The sequence below is a fragment of the Streptomyces sp. WI03-4A genome (assembly GCF_033792105.1).
In the GTDB taxonomy this organism is placed as follows: Bacteria; Actinomycetota; Actinomycetes; order Streptomycetales; family Streptomycetaceae; genus Streptomyces; species Streptomyces collinus_A.
The window spans coordinates 17596-33299 of record NZ_JARAUO010000039.1 but is presented as its reverse complement, the minus strand read 5'-3'; the positions used below and the strand labels follow the sequence as shown (position 1 = coordinate 33299).

General features: G+C 69.9%; 18 protein-coding genes and 3 pseudogenes. 12 read left to right on the top strand and 9 right to left on the bottom strand.

The window, feature by feature from the left end; translation table 11 throughout:
• Positions 1-29: 29 nt before the first annotated feature.
• Entirely contained in the window at positions 30-599 is a 570-nt protein-coding gene (locus tag PV343_RS30765) for a TetR/AcrR family transcriptional regulator (protein WP_319150366.1), read from the top strand.
• A gap of 61 nt (positions 600-660) precedes the next feature.
• Positions 661-1839, top strand: a complete 1179-nt coding sequence (locus PV343_RS30760) for a GDSL-type esterase/lipase family protein (protein ID WP_319150317.1) — start codon at positions 661-663, stop codon at positions 1837-1839.
• Positions 1840-1906: 67 nt separating this feature from the next.
• On the opposite strand, the gene PV343_RS30755 is transcribed toward PV343_RS30760, so the two are convergent.
• A complete protein-coding gene (locus tag PV343_RS30755) occupies positions 1907-2443 on the bottom strand; it encodes a GNAT family protein (protein ID WP_319150316.1) in 537 nt (178 codons plus the stop codon).
• Positions 2444-2689: 246 nt separating this feature from the next.
• Here PV343_RS30755 and PV343_RS30750 point away from each other — a divergent pair, with 246 nt between their 5' ends.
• Complete coding sequence (locus PV343_RS30750; protein ID WP_133924763.1) at positions 2690-2863, top strand: CsbD family protein; 174 nt, start codon at positions 2690-2692, stop codon at positions 2861-2863.
• 88 nt (positions 2864-2951) lie between these two features.
• On the opposite strand, the gene PV343_RS30745 is transcribed toward PV343_RS30750, so the two are convergent.
• Positions 2952-3428, bottom strand: a complete 477-nt coding sequence (locus tag PV343_RS30745; RefSeq protein ID WP_319150315.1) for an ATP-binding protein — start codon at positions 3426-3428, stop codon at positions 2952-2954.
• A gap of 142 nt (positions 3429-3570) precedes the next feature.
• On the opposite strand from PV343_RS30745, the gene PV343_RS30740 reads away from it, so the two are divergent.
• The gene (locus PV343_RS30740; protein ID WP_319150314.1) at positions 3571-3933 is read left to right on the top strand and encodes an STAS domain-containing protein; all 363 of its coding nucleotides are present in this window, start codon (positions 3571-3573) and stop codon (positions 3931-3933) included.
• 93 nt (positions 3934-4026) lie between these two features.
• On the opposite strand, the gene PV343_RS30735 is transcribed toward PV343_RS30740, so the two are convergent.
• Positions 4027-4872 (bottom strand): RNA polymerase sigma factor SigF, encoded by an 846-nt coding sequence (locus PV343_RS30735; protein ID WP_319150313.1) that lies wholly within the window; start codon positions 4870-4872, stop codon positions 4027-4029.
• Positions 4873-5251: 379 nt separating this feature from the next.
• Here PV343_RS30735 and PV343_RS30730 point away from each other — a divergent pair, with 379 nt between their 5' ends.
• Both PV343_RS30730 and PV343_RS30725 read left to right on the top strand, forming a co-directional pair.
• Entirely contained in the window at positions 5252-5647 is a 396-nt protein-coding gene (locus PV343_RS30730) for an STAS domain-containing protein (protein WP_319150312.1), read from the top strand.
• A gap of 13 nt (positions 5648-5660) precedes the next feature.
• A complete protein-coding gene (locus PV343_RS30725) occupies positions 5661-7883 on the top strand; it encodes a SpoIIE family protein phosphatase (RefSeq protein ID WP_319150311.1) in 2223 nt (740 codons plus the stop codon).
• 55 nt (positions 7884-7938) lie between these two features.
• Here PV343_RS30725 and PV343_RS30720 read toward each other — a convergent pair.
• Positions 7939-8079: pseudogene (locus PV343_RS30720) on the bottom strand (GNAT family N-acetyltransferase); the annotation flags it as partial.
• Positions 8080-8184: 105 nt separating this feature from the next.
• Positions 8185-8748 carry a GNAT family N-acetyltransferase gene (locus PV343_RS30715; RefSeq protein ID WP_319150310.1) on the bottom strand — a complete coding sequence of 188 codons (564 nt, stop codon included), beginning with the start codon at positions 8746-8748 and terminating at the stop codon, positions 8185-8187.
• 84 nt (positions 8749-8832) lie between these two features.
• Here PV343_RS30715 and PV343_RS30710 point away from each other — a divergent pair, with 84 nt between their 5' ends.
• Complete coding sequence (locus PV343_RS30710; protein WP_319150309.1) at positions 8833-9432, top strand: YdcF family protein; 600 nt, start codon at positions 8833-8835, stop codon at positions 9430-9432.
• Positions 9433-9450: 18 nt separating this feature from the next.
• Here PV343_RS30710 and PV343_RS30705 read toward each other — a convergent pair whose 3' ends face one another.
• From PV343_RS30705 to PV343_RS30695, 3 genes and pseudogenes are all read right to left on the bottom strand, one after another.
• Positions 9451-9993: a hypothetical protein gene (locus tag PV343_RS30705; RefSeq protein ID WP_319150308.1), complete on the bottom strand. Its 543-nt coding sequence runs from the start codon at positions 9991-9993 to the stop codon at positions 9451-9453.
• 48 nt (positions 9994-10041) lie between these two features.
• Positions 10042-10800: pseudogene (locus PV343_RS30700) on the bottom strand (peptidase dimerization domain-containing protein); the annotation flags it as partial.
• On the bottom strand, positions 10725-10943 hold the full coding sequence (locus tag PV343_RS30695; protein WP_319150365.1) for a trimeric intracellular cation channel family protein: 219 nt from the start codon (positions 10941-10943) through the stop codon (positions 10725-10727). The pseudogene PV343_RS30700 and the gene PV343_RS30695, both read right to left, overlap by 76 nt.
• A gap of 445 nt (positions 10944-11388) precedes the next feature.
• Here PV343_RS30695 and PV343_RS30690 point away from each other — a divergent pair, with 445 nt between their 5' ends.
• Positions 11389-11844, top strand: a complete 456-nt coding sequence (locus tag PV343_RS30690; RefSeq protein ID WP_319150307.1) for a hypothetical protein — start codon at positions 11389-11391, stop codon at positions 11842-11844.
• A gap of 222 nt (positions 11845-12066) precedes the next feature.
• Complete coding sequence (locus tag PV343_RS30685) at positions 12067-12384, top strand: WhiB family transcriptional regulator (RefSeq protein WP_319150305.1); 318 nt, start codon at positions 12067-12069, stop codon at positions 12382-12384.
• Between the two features lie 31 nt (positions 12385-12415).
• Here the strand turns inward: PV343_RS30685 and PV343_RS30680 are convergent, their stop codons facing one another.
• Positions 12416-13423 (bottom strand): YihY/virulence factor BrkB family protein, encoded by a 1008-nt coding sequence (locus PV343_RS30680; RefSeq protein WP_319150304.1) that lies wholly within the window; start codon positions 13421-13423, stop codon positions 12416-12418.
• Positions 13424-13827: 404 nt separating this feature from the next.
• Here PV343_RS30680 and PV343_RS30675 point away from each other — a divergent pair, with 404 nt between their 5' ends.
• From PV343_RS30675 to PV343_RS30665, 3 genes and pseudogenes are all read left to right on the top strand, one after another.
• Entirely contained in the window at positions 13828-14373 is a 546-nt protein-coding gene (locus PV343_RS30675) for a hypothetical protein (RefSeq protein ID WP_319150303.1), read from the top strand.
• A gap of 26 nt (positions 14374-14399) precedes the next feature.
• A pseudogene (locus PV343_RS30670) lies at positions 14400-14955 on the top strand (transposase).
• A gap of 278 nt (positions 14956-15233) precedes the next feature.
• A complete protein-coding gene (locus PV343_RS30665; RefSeq protein WP_133924777.1) occupies positions 15234-15608 on the top strand; it encodes a hypothetical protein in 375 nt (124 codons plus the stop codon).
• Positions 15609-15704 lie beyond the last annotated feature (96 nt).

Genomic DNA, 15704 nt, shown 5'->3' with positions numbered 1-15704 from the left:
TATAGTTATCGCCGAACAGGAGGATGACTATGGTGAGAGTGGGCCTGACCCCTGAGCGCCTGACCCTGGCGGGGGCCGAGCTGGCCGACGAGGTGGGCTTCGACCAGGTGACCGTCTCGGCGCTCGCCCGGCGCTTCGACGTCAAGGTCGCGAGTCTGTACTCGCACCTGAAGAACTCGCAGGAGCTGAAGACGAGGATCGCCCTGTTCGCTCTGGAGGAACTCGCCGACCGCGTCGCCGACGCCCTGGCCGGGCGGGCCGGCAAGGACGCCCTGGCCGCCTTCGCGGACGCCTACCGCGACTACGCCCGCGAGCATCCCGGCCGGTACGACGCGGCACGGCTGCGGCTCGACCCCGAGACGGCGGCCGCCAGCGCCGGCGTACGGCACGCGCAGATGACCCGGGCGATCCTGCGCGGCTACCACCTGAGCGAGCCGGACCAGACGCACGCGGTGCGGATGCTCGGCAGCGTCTTCCACGGCTACGTCAGCCTGGAGCTGGCCGGGGGCTTCGAGCACAGCGCCCCCGACGCGCAGGAGTCGTGGGCCTGGGTGGTGGACTCCCTGGACGCGCTCCTGCACAGCAAGGGCACGTCCTGACGCCGGCCCCATCGATCACCTTGCGCCTGTCCCCCTGCCGAAGAACAGACTGAGGCTTGCCATGAGCACCGCACAGGACTGGATCACCACCCCCGTCACCACGGCCATCCTGCGCGGCCACCTCGACGCCGAGACCACCGCGCACGGCCTGCTGCCGCACCGGCTGCCCGCACGGGCGCGCCGGCAGATCCCCGACAGCCAGCTCGCCATGGCGGAGGCCCAGCCGTCCGGGGTACGGCTGGTCTTCCGCACCCGGGCCACCGTCATCGAGCTGGACACGCTGCCGACCAAGCGCGCCTACCGGGGGTTCCCGGGTCCGGCGGACGGCACGTACGACCTCGTGGTCGACGGCCGTCTCACCGCACAGGCCACGGTGGCGGGCGGCAACGTACTCACGGTCACCGACATGTTCACCCAGTCCTTCGAGCTGACCGAGGGGCCCGCCGGCACGGCCCGGTTCGCCGGTCTCCCCGCCGGTGACAAGGACGTGGAGATCTGGCTCCCGCACACGGAGATCACCGAGCTGATCGCCCTGCGCACCGACGCGCCCGTCGAGGCGGCCCCGGTGGGCGGGCGCAGGGTGTGGCTGCACCACGGCAGTTCCATCAGCCACGGCTCCAACGCCACGCATCCGACCGGAATCTGGCCCGCCCTGGCTGCCGCCCGCGGTGAAGTGGAGCTGGTGAACCTGGGGTTCGGCGGGAGCGCGCTGCTGGACCCGTTCACCGCCCGGGCGATGCGCGACACACCCGCGGACCTGATCAGCGTGAAGATCGGCATCAACATCGTCAACGCCGACGCCATGCGGCTGCGCGCTTTCACGCCCGCGGTCCACGGCTTCCTCGACACCATCCGCGAGGGCCACCCCACCACGCCACTGCTGGTCGTGTCGCCGCTGCTGTGCCCCGTCCAGGAGGACACACCCGGCCCGCTCGCACCCGACTTCGACGGCGGGACCCTGCGGTTCAAGGCGACGGGCGACCCGGCCGAACGCGGCACGGGACGCCTGACCCTCAACGTCATCCGCGCCGAACTCGCCCGGATCGTCGGGCAGCGGGCGGCCGACGATGCAGCCCTGCACCATCTCGACGGCCGTGAGCTGTACGGCGAGAAGGACTACGCGGAGTTCCCACTGCCCGACGAGGTCCACCCCGATCCGGCAGGACACCGTCGCATCGCGGAGAACTTCGGACGTCTCGCGTTCGGCGCCGGCGGCCCCTTCGCGAACGGGGTCGACTGACCACTCGAACGCTGGAGTTGCGGGCCGAGCGGCCGAGCGATGGCAGGCTGCTGCCGGGCGTGCACGGTCAGCTCGGGCCGGCGCCGGACAGGTCCGCGCCGAGCAGGGAGAAGATCACCTGATCGTGCCACTGTCCCCCGCGCCACTGGGCGGAGCGCAGCACGCCCTCCCTGACGAAGCCCGCCTTCTCCAGCGCACGTTGCTCTGCGCGGTTGGCGCAGTCCGTCCAGGCCTGGATCCGTTCGGCCCGGGTGTGGTCGAAGAGGTACTCGGACACCAGTCGTTGGGCCCGCGTACCGGTACCACGCCCGAGCGCGGCCGGCACCAGGCCGATCGCCAGAGTCCAGCAGGTCGAGGTGGCGGGCCGCCCCCAAGTACTGGCGAACCATTCGACCCGGCCCACTGTCCGGCCCGCCTCGGCGACCGAGAGCACACCGCCGTCGGGACCGAGCAGGCCGGTCTCCGCGAACCGCCGCCGCAGAGCGGCCGGTGAACCGAAGCCGAACCACTGGTACGGGCCGGTCCCCTCGGGCCCACTGAACTCGCGCTCGTACAGGTCGAGATCGTCGGCGGTCACCGGGCGCAGCGTGATCTCATCAGACATGGAACGGCTCCTGGTCCTCTCGACCGCAGCTCGACCTCGTACGGCCGGCGTCGGCAACGGCGTCCGACTCTCCCATACCTGGGCCTGACCTTGATCGCCCAGACCGGTCTCCGTACGCTCGCTCGATGGGACACGACAGCCCGTAGGGCCGGCCGAAAGGCCGGGCCTTTGTTTGTGAGGGGAGAGGCGGGGCACGAGGGGCGTTACCGAGACAGCGATTTCAGACGGTTCGAGGAGGCCCCTTTCATGACTGCCGACGAGAAGGCCAAGGCGAAGACCGAGCAGGCCAAGGGCAAGACCAAGGAAGCCGTGGGCAACGCCGTCGGCAACGACCGGATGGCGGCCGAAGGGCAGGCGGAGAAGAGCAAGGGCGACGCCCGCGAGGCCAAGGAAAAGACGAAGGACGCTTTCAAGCACTGACAGCACTGACATCCTCTTTCTTTTCCCGCTGCACCGGAATGGGCCTTCCCGCAAGGAGGGCCCATTCCGCTGTCGGGCGGGACCGTTGTCAGGCGGGACCGAGGAGGATACGAGCGATGACGCGCTTGCCGACCGTGTCCCGCAGGACCGCGAGATCGGCTGCCACGGCCTTCACTATCTCCAGACCGTGCCGGCCCACCCGCTGGGGATCCGCGTCGCTCGCCGTCGGCAGGACCGGGGCGCTGTCCCAGACCTCCACCTCGAGCGCCTCGCCGCCCAGGCGCAGGCTCAGCAGGATGGGACCAGGGGCGTACTTGCAGGCGTTCGTGACCAGTTCGCTGACCACCAGCTCGGTCAGCCCTACCACACGGGCCGACACCCGCGGTCGGTCTCCGTGCCCGTGCCGAGCGAGGAAGGCGGTGGTCTGGTGCCGCGCCTCGGCGATGCACGAGCCGTCTCCGGACAGGGCGATGGTCGCCTCCGTCGCCTCGGCGTCCGGTCCCCCGCAACAGCTACCGTCCGGCTCGTTGATCCGCCCTGCCACTTCGACCTTGTCCCTCCGCATGCCGTCTGCCCGGCCGGGTACCACGCCCGCCGTGCGTACACGTGTGACAGGGCCATCCGGGTGCATAACCAGTACCATGCCCCAGCCGGTCCTCGCCGAGGAAGCACTGGCTTGACCCTGTGTATTGGCTGGTCAGGAGAGCGTGGACGACAACCGAGAGCCATCGGTGGGCGACAGACTGTCGATCACGCTGGCCGAAACAGACGGCGTCACCGTGGTGGCGGCGCACGGCGAGGTGGACCGCGACAGCGCGCCTCAGCTCCTCGAGGCCCTGACCGCCAGGGATTCTTCGGCGTGCCGCACGGTGCTGAACCTCAGTGGCATCACCTTCATGGACTCCAGCGGCATCAACGTCCTCATCGTCGCCCACCGCTCGGCCGAGAGCTCCGGAGGCTGGCTTCGCCTGGCCGCTCCCAGCCCCTCCCTCGCACGCCTCATCGAGATCGTCGGCCTCGATGAGGTCATCCCCTGCCGGCCCACCGTCCAGGACGCCCTCCGCGACTGACCGTTCGATCGGATGCCATCGGGTACGCAGACGTGCCTGATGCCCGTCACCGGTGCGACGGGCGTCAGGTCGGACCTGGACGGTCGGCGGATGTCAGCCGGCGGTGAGCAGTCCCTCACGCAGGCGGGTCAGGCACCGGGACAACAGCCTGGAGACGTGCATCTGGGAGACGCCCAGGTGTTCGCCGATCTGCGCCTGGGTGAGCTCCTCCACGAACCGCATGTGGATGATCTGCCGGTCCCGCTCGTCCAGGGCGGCGATCAGCGGGGCCAGCGCGTGGAAGTCCTCGACCAGTTCCAGGGCATGGTCCTCGGCGCCGATGAAGTCCTGCAGGACGGCCTCGCCGTCCTCGCCGCCTCCGATGGTGGCGTCCAGAGAGGTGGAGTTGTATCCGTTGGCGGCCAGCCGGGCCTCGCGGACCTCTTCCTCGGGCAGGCTCATCAGCTCCGACAGCTCCTTGACCGTCGGATCGCGGTCCAGGCGGCTGCGCAGCTCCTCCGTCGCGTGGGCGAGCTGGACCCGGGCTTCCTGCAGCCGGCGGGGCACGTGCACGGCCCAGGTGGTGTCACGGAAGAAACGCTTGATCTCGCCCACTATGTAGGGGACGGCGAAGGAGGTGAACTCCACTTCGCGGGACAGCTCGAACCGGTCGATCGCCTTGATCAGACCGATCATGCCGACCTGGACGATGTCCTCCATCTCCTCCGGACCGCGGCTGCGGAACCGGCCGGCCGCGTAGCGGACCAGGGACATGTTCATCTCGATCAGCGTGTTCCGCGCGTACTGGTACTCGGGCGTGCCCTCCTCCAGCACCGTGAGCTGCTGAAAGAACAGCCGCGACAGCTCACGGGCGTCCTTGGGGGCCACCTTGGAGGGGTCGGCCACCTCCGGCAGCTCAGGAATCCGCGTGTCCGTTGCCAACGTGCTCATGAGCGCCATGACGGTACCCTCCCCATTCGAATGCGTGCCTCGTCGGCCGCAAGGCGGCCGACGAGGCTGCGGTTACCCCGTCTCCTCGCATGCATGCACGCCCCCCCACGAAAATGTGCGATTCGCGGTCCGCGCGCCCATGACGCCCCTCGTGCTCGGCATCGGTCGACGCTGGAGCGGGGTGTGTTGTGACTCGTTTCATAGCCGCCGCGCCCCCGGGCCCGATCCACGGTGAATGATGATCGATGGGTGACACATCGACCACTGGGGCGGATTGCCTCCGCGGTGCTCCCGTGCCACCCTGACCCGGGCCAGTGGACAGGTGGATGACCACCACGATCGGCCTCGGACACGCCATCCGGGTCTTGGCGAGTCGGAGGGGTTGAAGGTGTTCTCGGTACGGATCGGGTCGGCGGCGCAGACGTGCGTGCTCACGCTGCACGGCGAGCTCGACTACGACAGTGCCGTTCAGCTTCAGGAGGCCGCCGATCACGTGCTCGCCGACCCCGGTCTGTCGGTGCTCGTCGTGGACTGCACGGCGTTGGAGTTCTGCGATTCCTCGGGTATCGGCTGCCTGGTGCGGGTGTACCAAGGGCTTTCCGCGCGGGGCGGAGTGCTGCGGCTCGCCGCGGTCCCGGTGTCCGTCGCGCGGGTGTTCGCGCTGACGGGACTGGACGTGGCGATTCCCGTCCATTCCAGCCTGCGCGAGGCCATCGGCGCCGGCGGCAGCCTGCCGACGCCAGGCGGCGAGGACGGTCCGTCCCCGCTGCGTTCCGTGAGCTAGAGGTGACAGGGCGATGACGTACGTGACGGACCAGCAGCCCGACCCTGCCACCACAGCGGAGGCCGACGTTCCTCTTGCGGTGAGCGCTGAGCATGATCTACGCGCATTGTTCGGGGAGTCGACGGCGGTGTTCGCCTCCCTGGGCGGCCCGGCGCACATGGTGGAGGCGGCCAACCCCGCCTTCTTCGCCGCGATCGGCGGCGAGGCCCGGGCGCGCACCGGGGTGCCGCTGGGCCAGTTGGCGCCGGAACTCTCCGACCAGGGCTTCCTCGCCCTGCTCGACCGCGTCTACCGCACCGGTGAGCGGCATGTCGGCCGCGGCGCCCGCGTCGTTCTGGGCAACGGACCCGACGCGCGGGAGGCGTTCTTCGACTTCACCTACGAACCGCGGCTGGACACGGGTGGCAACGTCGTCGGCGTGCGGGTCATCGGTGTGGAGATCACCCAGATCGTCCACGCCCAGCGGCTGACGGCCGAGCACCGGGCGCTACTGGAGCAGATCGCCTTCCAGGCCCCCCTGAAGCAGGTGCTGGAAGGCATGGCCCGTGTCATCGAGGAGCTGGCGCCCGAGGAGGTCCTCGTCTCGGTGCTGCTCGCCGACGCCGACGGCCGCCACCTGCGGCACGGTGCCGCGCCCAGCCTGCCCGACTTCTACAACCAGGCCATCGACGGCATCCCGACCGGCGAGGGGGTCGGCTCCTGCGGCACCGCCGCGCACCGCCGCGCACCCGTCGTGGTCACCGACATCGCCACCCACCCGTTCTGGGACGACTTCCGTGACCTGGCCGGCCGTGCACGGGTGGCGGCCTGCTGGTCCACCCCGATCCTCGCCCGCGACGGCTCCCTGCTCGGCACCTTCGCGATGTACCACCGCACCGCTCGCACGCCCCAGGACGCCGATGTCGCGCTGGCCCGGGTGTTCGCCAAGACCGCCGCACTGGCCATCGAGCGCCACCAGGCCGAGGAGGCCCGCAAGGCGGCCGAGGCCAAGGAGAAGGCCGCCCGCGACGACCTGGCCTTCCTGCTGGAGGCCAGCACCTCGCTCAACGCCGGTCTGGACCACGCCGAGACACTCCGGCGGCTCGCCGACCTGTGCGCGCCCAAGCTGGCCCCGCTGTGCGCGGTGGACATCGTGGAGTCCGGTCGCGTCCGCCGTATCGCCACCGTGGCACCCACCGAGGAGGCGGAACGCCTCCTCGCCTCCCACATCCCGGTCTACGACGCCGACGACGACGCCGTCGCCCGCGTACTTGCCTCCCGGCTGAGCGAGGTCGCCCGCCGCACCCCCACGGGGCCCGGCCCCTGGGGCGATCTCCAGGTGACCGGCTATCTGTGCGTCCCGCTGCTGGACCGCGGCCGGATCTTCGGCACGCTGACCCTGCTCACCACCGGCGAGGACACCTTCGACGGGCACACCGTCGCCCTGGCCGAGGAACTCGCACGGCGTGCCGCCTCCGCCGCGCAGAACGCCCGCCAGTACACCCAGCGCGTCACCCTCGCCCGCGACCTCCAGGCCGGCCTCCTCCTGCCCGAGGTCCCCGCCCTGCCCGGCGCGCGGGTCGCCACGTACTACCATCCGGCGGGCGAAGGGCTCGACATCGGGGGCGACTTCTACGACGTCTTCCCCCTCGGCGACGACACCTGGGCGTTCATGCTGGGCGACGTCTGCGGGCGCGGCGCCACCGCCGCCACCACCACCGCCCTCGTCCGTCACACCGCCCGCGCCGTGGCCCCGCTCCTGCCGGGACCCGAGTCCGTCGTCCAGGCGATCAACAAGGCGCTCCTCGACCGGCCGCACAGCCACGGAACCGGCTTCGTCACCCTCGTCTACGGCCATCTCACCCCCCACCCCGACGGCGGTCTCGACATATCCTTCGTCCGCGCCGGCCACACCCTCCCGCTTCATCTCAGCGACGGCCCGAGCGCCCGTGCCGTGGACAGCGAAGGCGCGCTCCTCGGCATCACGCCGAGCCCTGACCTGGGAACCCGCTGCCTCCGCCTGCGTCCGGCGGAGAGCCTCGTGCTGTACACCGACGGTCTGACCGAGGCCCGCGACCCGGAGGGTGAGCAGTTCGGCGAAGAACGCCTGGCCGACGCGCTGGGCACGCGGCTCCACACCGGGCCCGAAGAGATCATCGACACCCTCACCGAGGCCGTGCACGCCTTCACCGGTACGACAGTCATCGAGGACGACCAGGCCGCCCTCGTCATCACCGCGCGAGATTCCGACCGGTGACGTAGCGAAGGGAATTTCGCGACTTCAAGCTTCTCCGGCTCCGTCGGACGACCGGTCAGTCGCCCAGGATCCGCTCCCACAGCAGGCCGTCCCGCCAGCTCCCGTCGAGGAAGACCGAGGAGTGTGCGACACCGTACGGGCTGAACCCGTTGCGGCGCAGCACGCGTTGCGACGGCAGGTTCTCCACGTTCGTGGACCGGCGATCGGGGCGGCGTCGATGGGTTCGATCAGGCGGACACTGGTGCTGGGGTACATGAGCTGACCCCGGGACGGCGATGGAGAGCGGTCGTTCGCGCCGTGGCTACCGCTGTTCCCACTGGTCCTTGGTGATCTCGTACCGTACGCCTCCGTGCTCGGAGCCCTCGATCATCTCCATGTCGGGGGGCGTGGGGATGGTTTCCGCGAGCGTCATGCCGAGCTTTTCCATGATGTTGCGCGAACCGGCGTTCACGGTCATCGTCTCGGCCCAGACCATGCGGACACCGAGCTCCGTGAACGCCTTGCCCAGCAAGGCCCGCGAGCCCTCGGTGGCGTAGCCACGGCCCCAGGCCGCCTGGCGCAGCCGGTAGCCGAGCTCCACCTCGTCCAGCGGGCCCTCCGGCTCGGGGCGCAGGATGAACCAGCCGATGAACGCGCCGCCGTCCTTCTCGTGTGCGGCGAACAGTCCGAGGTCGCCGCCCCACTTCTCGTACCCCGCGAGGATGTTCGGCAGGTAGCGCTCCCGGACGATCTCCGGCTCCGTCGGTGTGCCACCGCTCAGGTAGCGCATCACCGCCGGGTCGCTGTCCAGCTCGATCAGGATGTCCGCGTCGTCGGCGGTGAAGCGCCGCAGGATCAGGCGCTCGGTCTCCAGGTAGGTGTCCACGAGGTGATCATGCCTGAAGCGGGCCGGGCAGCCCAGCGGATTTGCCTTCGCCGCCCCGTCGCCGCGCTGCCCTAGAGTCGACGCATGCGACGGCGAACGGGACTGGCGATGGCGGGTGTTGCCGCCCTGGCCTGGGGTGAGTGGCTGAACTGGCGCTGGTCTCGGACCCTCGTAGGGGACCATGAGGGCACGTCCGAGGCCGTGGTCGTGCTGGGGTACCGCAATCCGCAACCGACGGCGAACGTCATCAACCGCTGGCGGGTCCGTGCCGGGGTCCGCTCCGTGACCGCCGGCAGGGCGCACGGCACTCGCGTGATCTTCAGCGGCGGTGCGGCCGGCGGCCGCGTCGCGGAGGCCGAGGTGATGGCCGCCTACGCGAAGTCGGTGCTCGGGTTCGAGGGCACCGTGCTTCTCGAGGACCGGAGCGCGACGACCTGGGAGAACATCACGAACGTGATCCCCCTGCTCGAGGACGCCGACCGCATCAAGATCGCCTCTCAGCCGGCCCACGCGCTCAAGGCCCGCGCGTACCTGCGGCGGCAGCGCCCCGATCTCGCCGGGAGGCTCGTGCGCGCGGATGACTACCGCCCGGGCGAGTGGCTGGTCGGCAAGCCGCTGCTGGCCCTGTACGGGCTCTGGTCGCTGCGCGGTCTCAAGCCCGGGGAACGGAAGGTCACGCGCTGACCGCCGCCGGGCGATCACTCAACCGCCCGGCGCTTCCCCCGGGTTGCTTCCCTGTTCCTCGAGGAACTTGCTCACTTCGTGGGCGAGCGAGTTCTTGCGTTTGCCGGACTTCTTCGACGGCGTCGTGGCGGACTCGGGCACGTCGACGCCGCCGACCCACACATGGGCGGTGGACGGTTCGTCGTCGATCCTCATGTGCACCTGGATACCGAGGACGTCGAGGTGCCGGGCGGGAGCGGCGGCGTAGAAGGTCGCCGTGGCCCGGCGCAGCGGGTAGAGCTTGAAGCCCTTGATCTCCCTGCTGTGGTAGTCGATGAGGGCCGGGTCTCCGTCGGTGCCGTACCGCACGTCGAGGTGGCGTCGCTCCAGTTCGATCCAGAACCACTCCTCGGCCCGGTTCTCGACCGTGACGCGAAAGCTGAAGTAGGTGAGCTTCCTTGCCTGGTTGTCTCGCCCCTCGGGCGGGACGTCGTCCCTCTTGAGGGAGTGGACGCGGACCCGTATCCCCTCGTGGTCGTCGCCGTACTCGCGCCAGTCGCCGATGACGTTAGGTCGATGCATCCCCACCCCTGGTGTCCCTCGCCGACTCGGTCCGCCGTCGCGTCAAGGTTACCGAGTGCCCTGACGTGGGGCGGTCGTGTTCCCGAGGTGGGTGAGGGCGGCGGTGACCAGGGCCTGGACGCCGGTGTCCAGGGTCGGTTGCGGGACCGGAGCGAAGTGGGGGCTGTGGTTGACCGGGATGTCCTGGGCCACGGTGCCGCGTCGCCGGGCGGCCTCGTAGGCGGCCGGGTCGGCGCAGCCCAGGGCCCAGTAGGTGTACGGGGTGCCGAAGGAGTCCGGAAGCCGGCTGAAGTCCTCGCTGGCGCTCTGCAGTTCGGCGGCGACCGCGCGCTCCGCGAACCTCTCGGAGAAGGCGGCGGAGACCTCGCGGGTCACCGCGTCGTCGTTGACGGTCGGCGGAAAGCGGGTGCCCTCCTCGATCCGCGGCGCGCGCGTGGCCCCGGAGGCGTCGCACTCGGCGCGCACGATGCGCCGTACGGCGGCGAGGACGGCCCTGCGGGTGCCTTCGTCGTACGTGCGTACGTTCACCAGCAGTTCGGCCGGCTCCGGGATCACGTTGCCGCTGGAGCCCGCCTGGACGGAACCCACGGTGACCACGACCGGCTGGGTGGCGGCCAGCTCGCGCGAGACGATCGTCTGCAGCCGTACGACGATCATCGAGGCGATCACCACGGGGTCGATGGCGGCTTGCGGTGCCGAGCCGTGCGCGCCCCGGCCGTACACCGTGATTTTCAGGTTGTCCGCCGCGGAGAGGAAGGAGCCGGCGCGCGTGCCGACCTGCCCGGCCGGATACGGAAGCACGTGCTGACCGTGAGATAGGTGTAGTCGGTCAGGGCCACGGGTGTGCCGTGCTGCAGCAGGGTGTCGCGGAGGATTCCGCCGCCCAGGCCGGAGACGACACCGATGACCAGGAAGCCGAAGAGGTCCAGGCGGCGGGTCCGGGCGAGCACCCCGCCGAGCGTGCCGTTGGCGAACACTCCGCTCAGATCCAGCGCCCGGGTCAGTTCGGTCAGGCTCTCGGGCGACAAGGACCGTGCCACGGACACAGCGTCTCCCTTCGGGCCGTCGCGCCTCCCCCATCGAAACAGCCGGAGCGGCGCCCCGCGCGCCGGGGCCCGGAGCGGATCCGGCCCCGCTCACACCGTGGTGGCGATGACTCTCTGTGACACCATACCGCCATATCAGCGACAAAAGGTAAGAAACCGGTAAGCCAAGTGAGGGACCGGAAACGCCGCTCACCTGCGGTTTCGCGAAAAGCGATAGACGCTTCAACGGTTCGCGTACCGCGTTCGACATGCCACCCCGACCCGCTCGGGCCAGCCTGAGTTCGCGAGCCGCCGCCGAACGGGCGACTCGCCCCCAGGGGGGAACTCCGACGAACACGGGAGACCCGCAATGAGCCCCACCCGAGACCACCGCGCCGCTCGCGCGATCGCCGCCGGCGCCCTGTCCGCCGCCGTGCTGTCGTCCGGTACGGCCGGAGCCGTCGCCGCGACCGGGACGCCGACCCCCAAGCCCTCCATGACCCGCACGGGCATGCCGAGCGTGAAGCCGTCGCGGACGCCGACCGCCATGGGCTCGATCACCGTTTCGGCCAACCACAAGGCCGTCAAGGTGGGCAACACCGTCGTGTTCACCGGCCGGGTCAAGGGCATCAAGGCCGGTTCGACACTGGTACTCCAGCACATGCGCAACGGCAAGTGGACGACGCTGAAGACCACGGCGGCCGTCAACAAGAACGGCACCTACACGATCAAACGGACGTTCACCAACAAGGGCACCGAGAAGGTGCGGGTGGCGACCAAGTCCGGCACGTTCCACTCCTCGCCGGTCACCGTGAACGTCAGCTGACCCCGAGCCGACCCGGGACGAACCCGGCGCAGCGGCGTCCGGAACGGCGGCGGGGCCGGGCAGGACGATCCTGCCCGGCCCCGCCGTTCATCGCGTCGCTCCGGGATCTGTTGAAAAGGGTGCATTCCGGCCTACGATGGGCCGAACCTCTGCCGGACCCGCGACGCGAACACGCGTCGCGGGTTCGCCCGATCCGCCCGCGCGTGGGCCCAGAGGTGCACCATGACCAGCAGTTCCTTCAGCGGACATCCGACGAACTCCACCTGGCGCGACCGGGCGGCGTGCGCCGGGGAGGACCCCGAGATCTTCTTTCCTCTCGTGGACCTTCCCGCTCCCGGCACCGAGGCGTCGCTGGCCCGAGCCGTCTGCCGCCGCTGTCCCGTGATCATCGCGTGCCGCACATGGGCGCTCGATCACGGTGAGGACGACGGCATATGGGGTGCCACCACAGCCGCCCAGCGCCGTGCCATCCGCCGGGCGACCAAGGGCCCCGCCCCGGCCGTGGGCCCGCGGCGAGGTGAGGGGCCGGAGCCTGAGTGAGGGACCCTGCGTGAGGGGCCTCGGCCCCGGGTCAGGGTGGCCCTTTGTCGCCGACGGCGGGCGGGGGCGGTTTGCCGAAGCGGACGGAGATCTTCTCGAAGCCCTTGAAGGACTCGGCGGTCGCGTAGGAGCGGTAGGCGCGCAGGTCACCCGTGGCGAGGTGGACGTGGTCGGTGAACGGTGTGAGCAGACTGCGGGGCCACAGCCGCAGGCAGCGCACCGCGACGATCTCGGCCGCGGCCAGGTAGACCAGGGCGGCGAGGTAGATCCAGGCGAGCAGACCGAGCACGATGCCGAACATGCCGTAGGTCGCCGTGGCGCCTCGCAGGACGTGCCCGACGTAGTAGGAGCCGCCCCACGACAGCACCTGCCAGGCGCACGCGGCTCCCAGCGCCGGGCCGTACATCAGGCGAGGTGGGAGCTTGCGCCGGGTCATGATCCGGTAGCTGAGCATCAGCAGCGCCGCGTTGACCGCCACCGCCACGACGCCGATAGCCACCCGGATCCCGACGGCCAGCCGCTCTCCGGCGACACCGGCGACGGACCCGGCGGAGGACAGCGCCGACGTCAGGACGACGCCGGCCGCGAGCAGCAGCAGGAAGTAGAGGCCCCTGACCCGTGAGCGCAGGGGGTCGGGACGTGCGTGTCTCGGCACGGCGAAGATCTTGTTCAGGGCGTGCTGGACCGCCTGGGCGATCCCCAGGGCGCCGTAGGCGCTGCCGATGACACCCACCGCGACCGCGGCACCACTGCCGTGGAACGAGTGGATGTTCTGTCCGAGCTGATCGCCGATCACGGGGAACTCGCCGAGCGCGGAGTGCAGCACGGAGTGCTGGAGCTGCGGATTGCCGTGCAGGGAACTACTGAGGAGCGCCACGAGGAGCAGCAGCAGCGGGAAGAGGGAGACGAAGCCGTAGTACGTCAGCAGGGCGGCGAGGTAGGTGGCCTGGTCGTCGAAGAACTTGTACGTCACCGCGACCGGCATGCCGGCCCACCGGTGCCGTCGCTGATATCGGTCCAGCCGGGCCAGCACGTCCATGTGCCCTCCCACCACTCGCGCGGCTCTCCGTGCCCTCGTGAGACGCCGCAGCATCCCTGTGCCCCGGCCCGCGCGATCCCACACGGCCCGGGTGGCCGGCCGGTGGCGACGGGGCTCGACCCCGCGTACCGCAGGGCGCGAACCCGATCGACAGTGCGGGTCTGACCGTGTACGACGTCGTCGATCCCCTTCTCGCTGTCACAAGCGCAGACCCTGAGGGCTGTCCCGCAATGATCAAGAAGCCCCCGCTCGCGGACAGATGAGCCGTGGGAGGAGACCCGTGCGCCGCACGGAGCCGGCATGAGGTTCGCTCCCTGAGCCCGGGAAAACCGCTGGACCCGCTGACGGGGGCGCGTCATAGGGTTCGGGGCGCGGAGACGCGGTCGGCGAAAAGGGAACGGTGGATGGCGGGACTGTACGAGATCTGGCAGCGGGCGGAGGTGTCGCGCCGGCTCGACGTGTTGTCGGGCTTCGTCGCGATGTGCGTGGCGGGGGACGACGACGCGCGAGGCCGTCTCGCCCAGCTGGTCGCCGGCGCTGACGCGGCCCTCTCCGCCTCGCCCCCGGATTTGAGGGTCGCCTCGGAGCACCTGGACGAACTCGTCTGGTGGGCTGACACGGAGTGGGCCGAGCACCCCTATCGTCCCGTGGAAGCTCGGCCGGACGAGGCCGACCGGCAGACGCGTGACTATGCCAAGGATCTCCGGCACGCCGCACTCCCGGTCCCCATCCGGGACGAGATGGGCCGCGTCGAACTCGGTCTCGAAGTGCGGTTCCTGGCCTTGTGCCGCCAACCGGGGTTGGACTGCGGGACGCGGCAGGACATCTTCTACGTCGCAGGGCGGGCCGCGATGGCCCTCGACCTCGGGCACCTGGAGGCGGCAGAGCGCGAGATCCAGCGCATGGAACAGGTGGGTTCCGTGGAGCAACGGGAAAGCCGCTGCGGCTGAGTCGCGGCTTTCCGAGGTCCGCAGGTGTGGAACGATCTCTTCACGCGGCTGGTGTGATCACGGCGTCGGAACGGCATCCGATAGACCCGTTCAGCGGGCTGCAACCGCGCGACTTCCACAGGCTGATCGCTGTATTGCGCCGAGAAGGTGCTGAGCTGACTCGCCGGGGGGGCGACCCTGGTCACTGCCGCTGGAAGACCGGGTGCTGCTGCTCACCGCGTACTGGCGCACCAACCTGACACTGCGCCGGCTTGCCCCGCCGTTCGGCATCTTGAGTTGTCCGGCGCGAGGGCCTCCGTCGGCCATGCCACCGTGATCGCGGACGGCGGCTACCGGGGCACCGGCCTGGTCATCCCACACCGCCGCGAACCGGGTCAGGCCGAACTCCCAGCCTGGAAAGAGGAACACAACACTTCCCATCGCAAGGTCCGAGCCCGCGTCGAGCACGTCTTCGCCCGTATGAAGAGCTGGAAGATCCTCCGCGACCGCCGGCTGAAAGGCGATGGCGTCCACCACGCCATGCGGGGCATCGCACGCCTACACAACCTGGCAAAGATCATTTACGGGACAAGACTCAGGTAGGCCGAACTGCCGCCGGACGTGGTGCGCGCGGTGATACGGATCGCCCCTGTGCGGGTCTTCGGCACACTCACGAAGTGTCGCCTGCCCCGGGCGTTGTTCCCCCACGAACGTCCTGGCAATTCTGATCGCCCGATCATCACATTAGAATGCTCGCCGATCATCTTGGATCATTCCTGAGCAGACCTCTCCCGCGGCGGGTCGGCGCGCATACGGTGCGATCACGGGCGGGCACCGGAAATCGGAGCCGGCCGCAGCCAGTAACCAAGGGGAGGGCGCCGATGGCGACCGTGGAAGTGGCGTTGAAGGAAATGGTGACGGGGATCGAGGGGGCGCTGGGGGCGGCCGTCGTCGACTACACCAGCGGCATGGCCCTGGGCACCCTGGGCGGGAGCAAGGACCTCGACCTGACGGTAGCCGCGGCCGGGAACACGGACGTGATCCGCGCCAAGGTGCGCACCATGGAGCTCCTCGGCCTCAAGAGCCAGATCGAGGACATCCTGATCACGCTGGACAGTCAGTACCACCTCATCCGGCTGGTGACCGGCCGGGACGGCAACGGCCTGTTCCTGTACCTCGTGATCGACAAGGCCCGCTCGAACCTGGCCATGGCACGCCACCAGCTCAAACGGGTCGAAGAGCAACTCGAGGTCTAGACCCGCCGGAAAACGGGCTGACGCATGCTCACCAATTGAAGACTTCTTCAAGCCATCACTTGGAGAGGACGACAATTCATGAACGGGAGCCGCCCG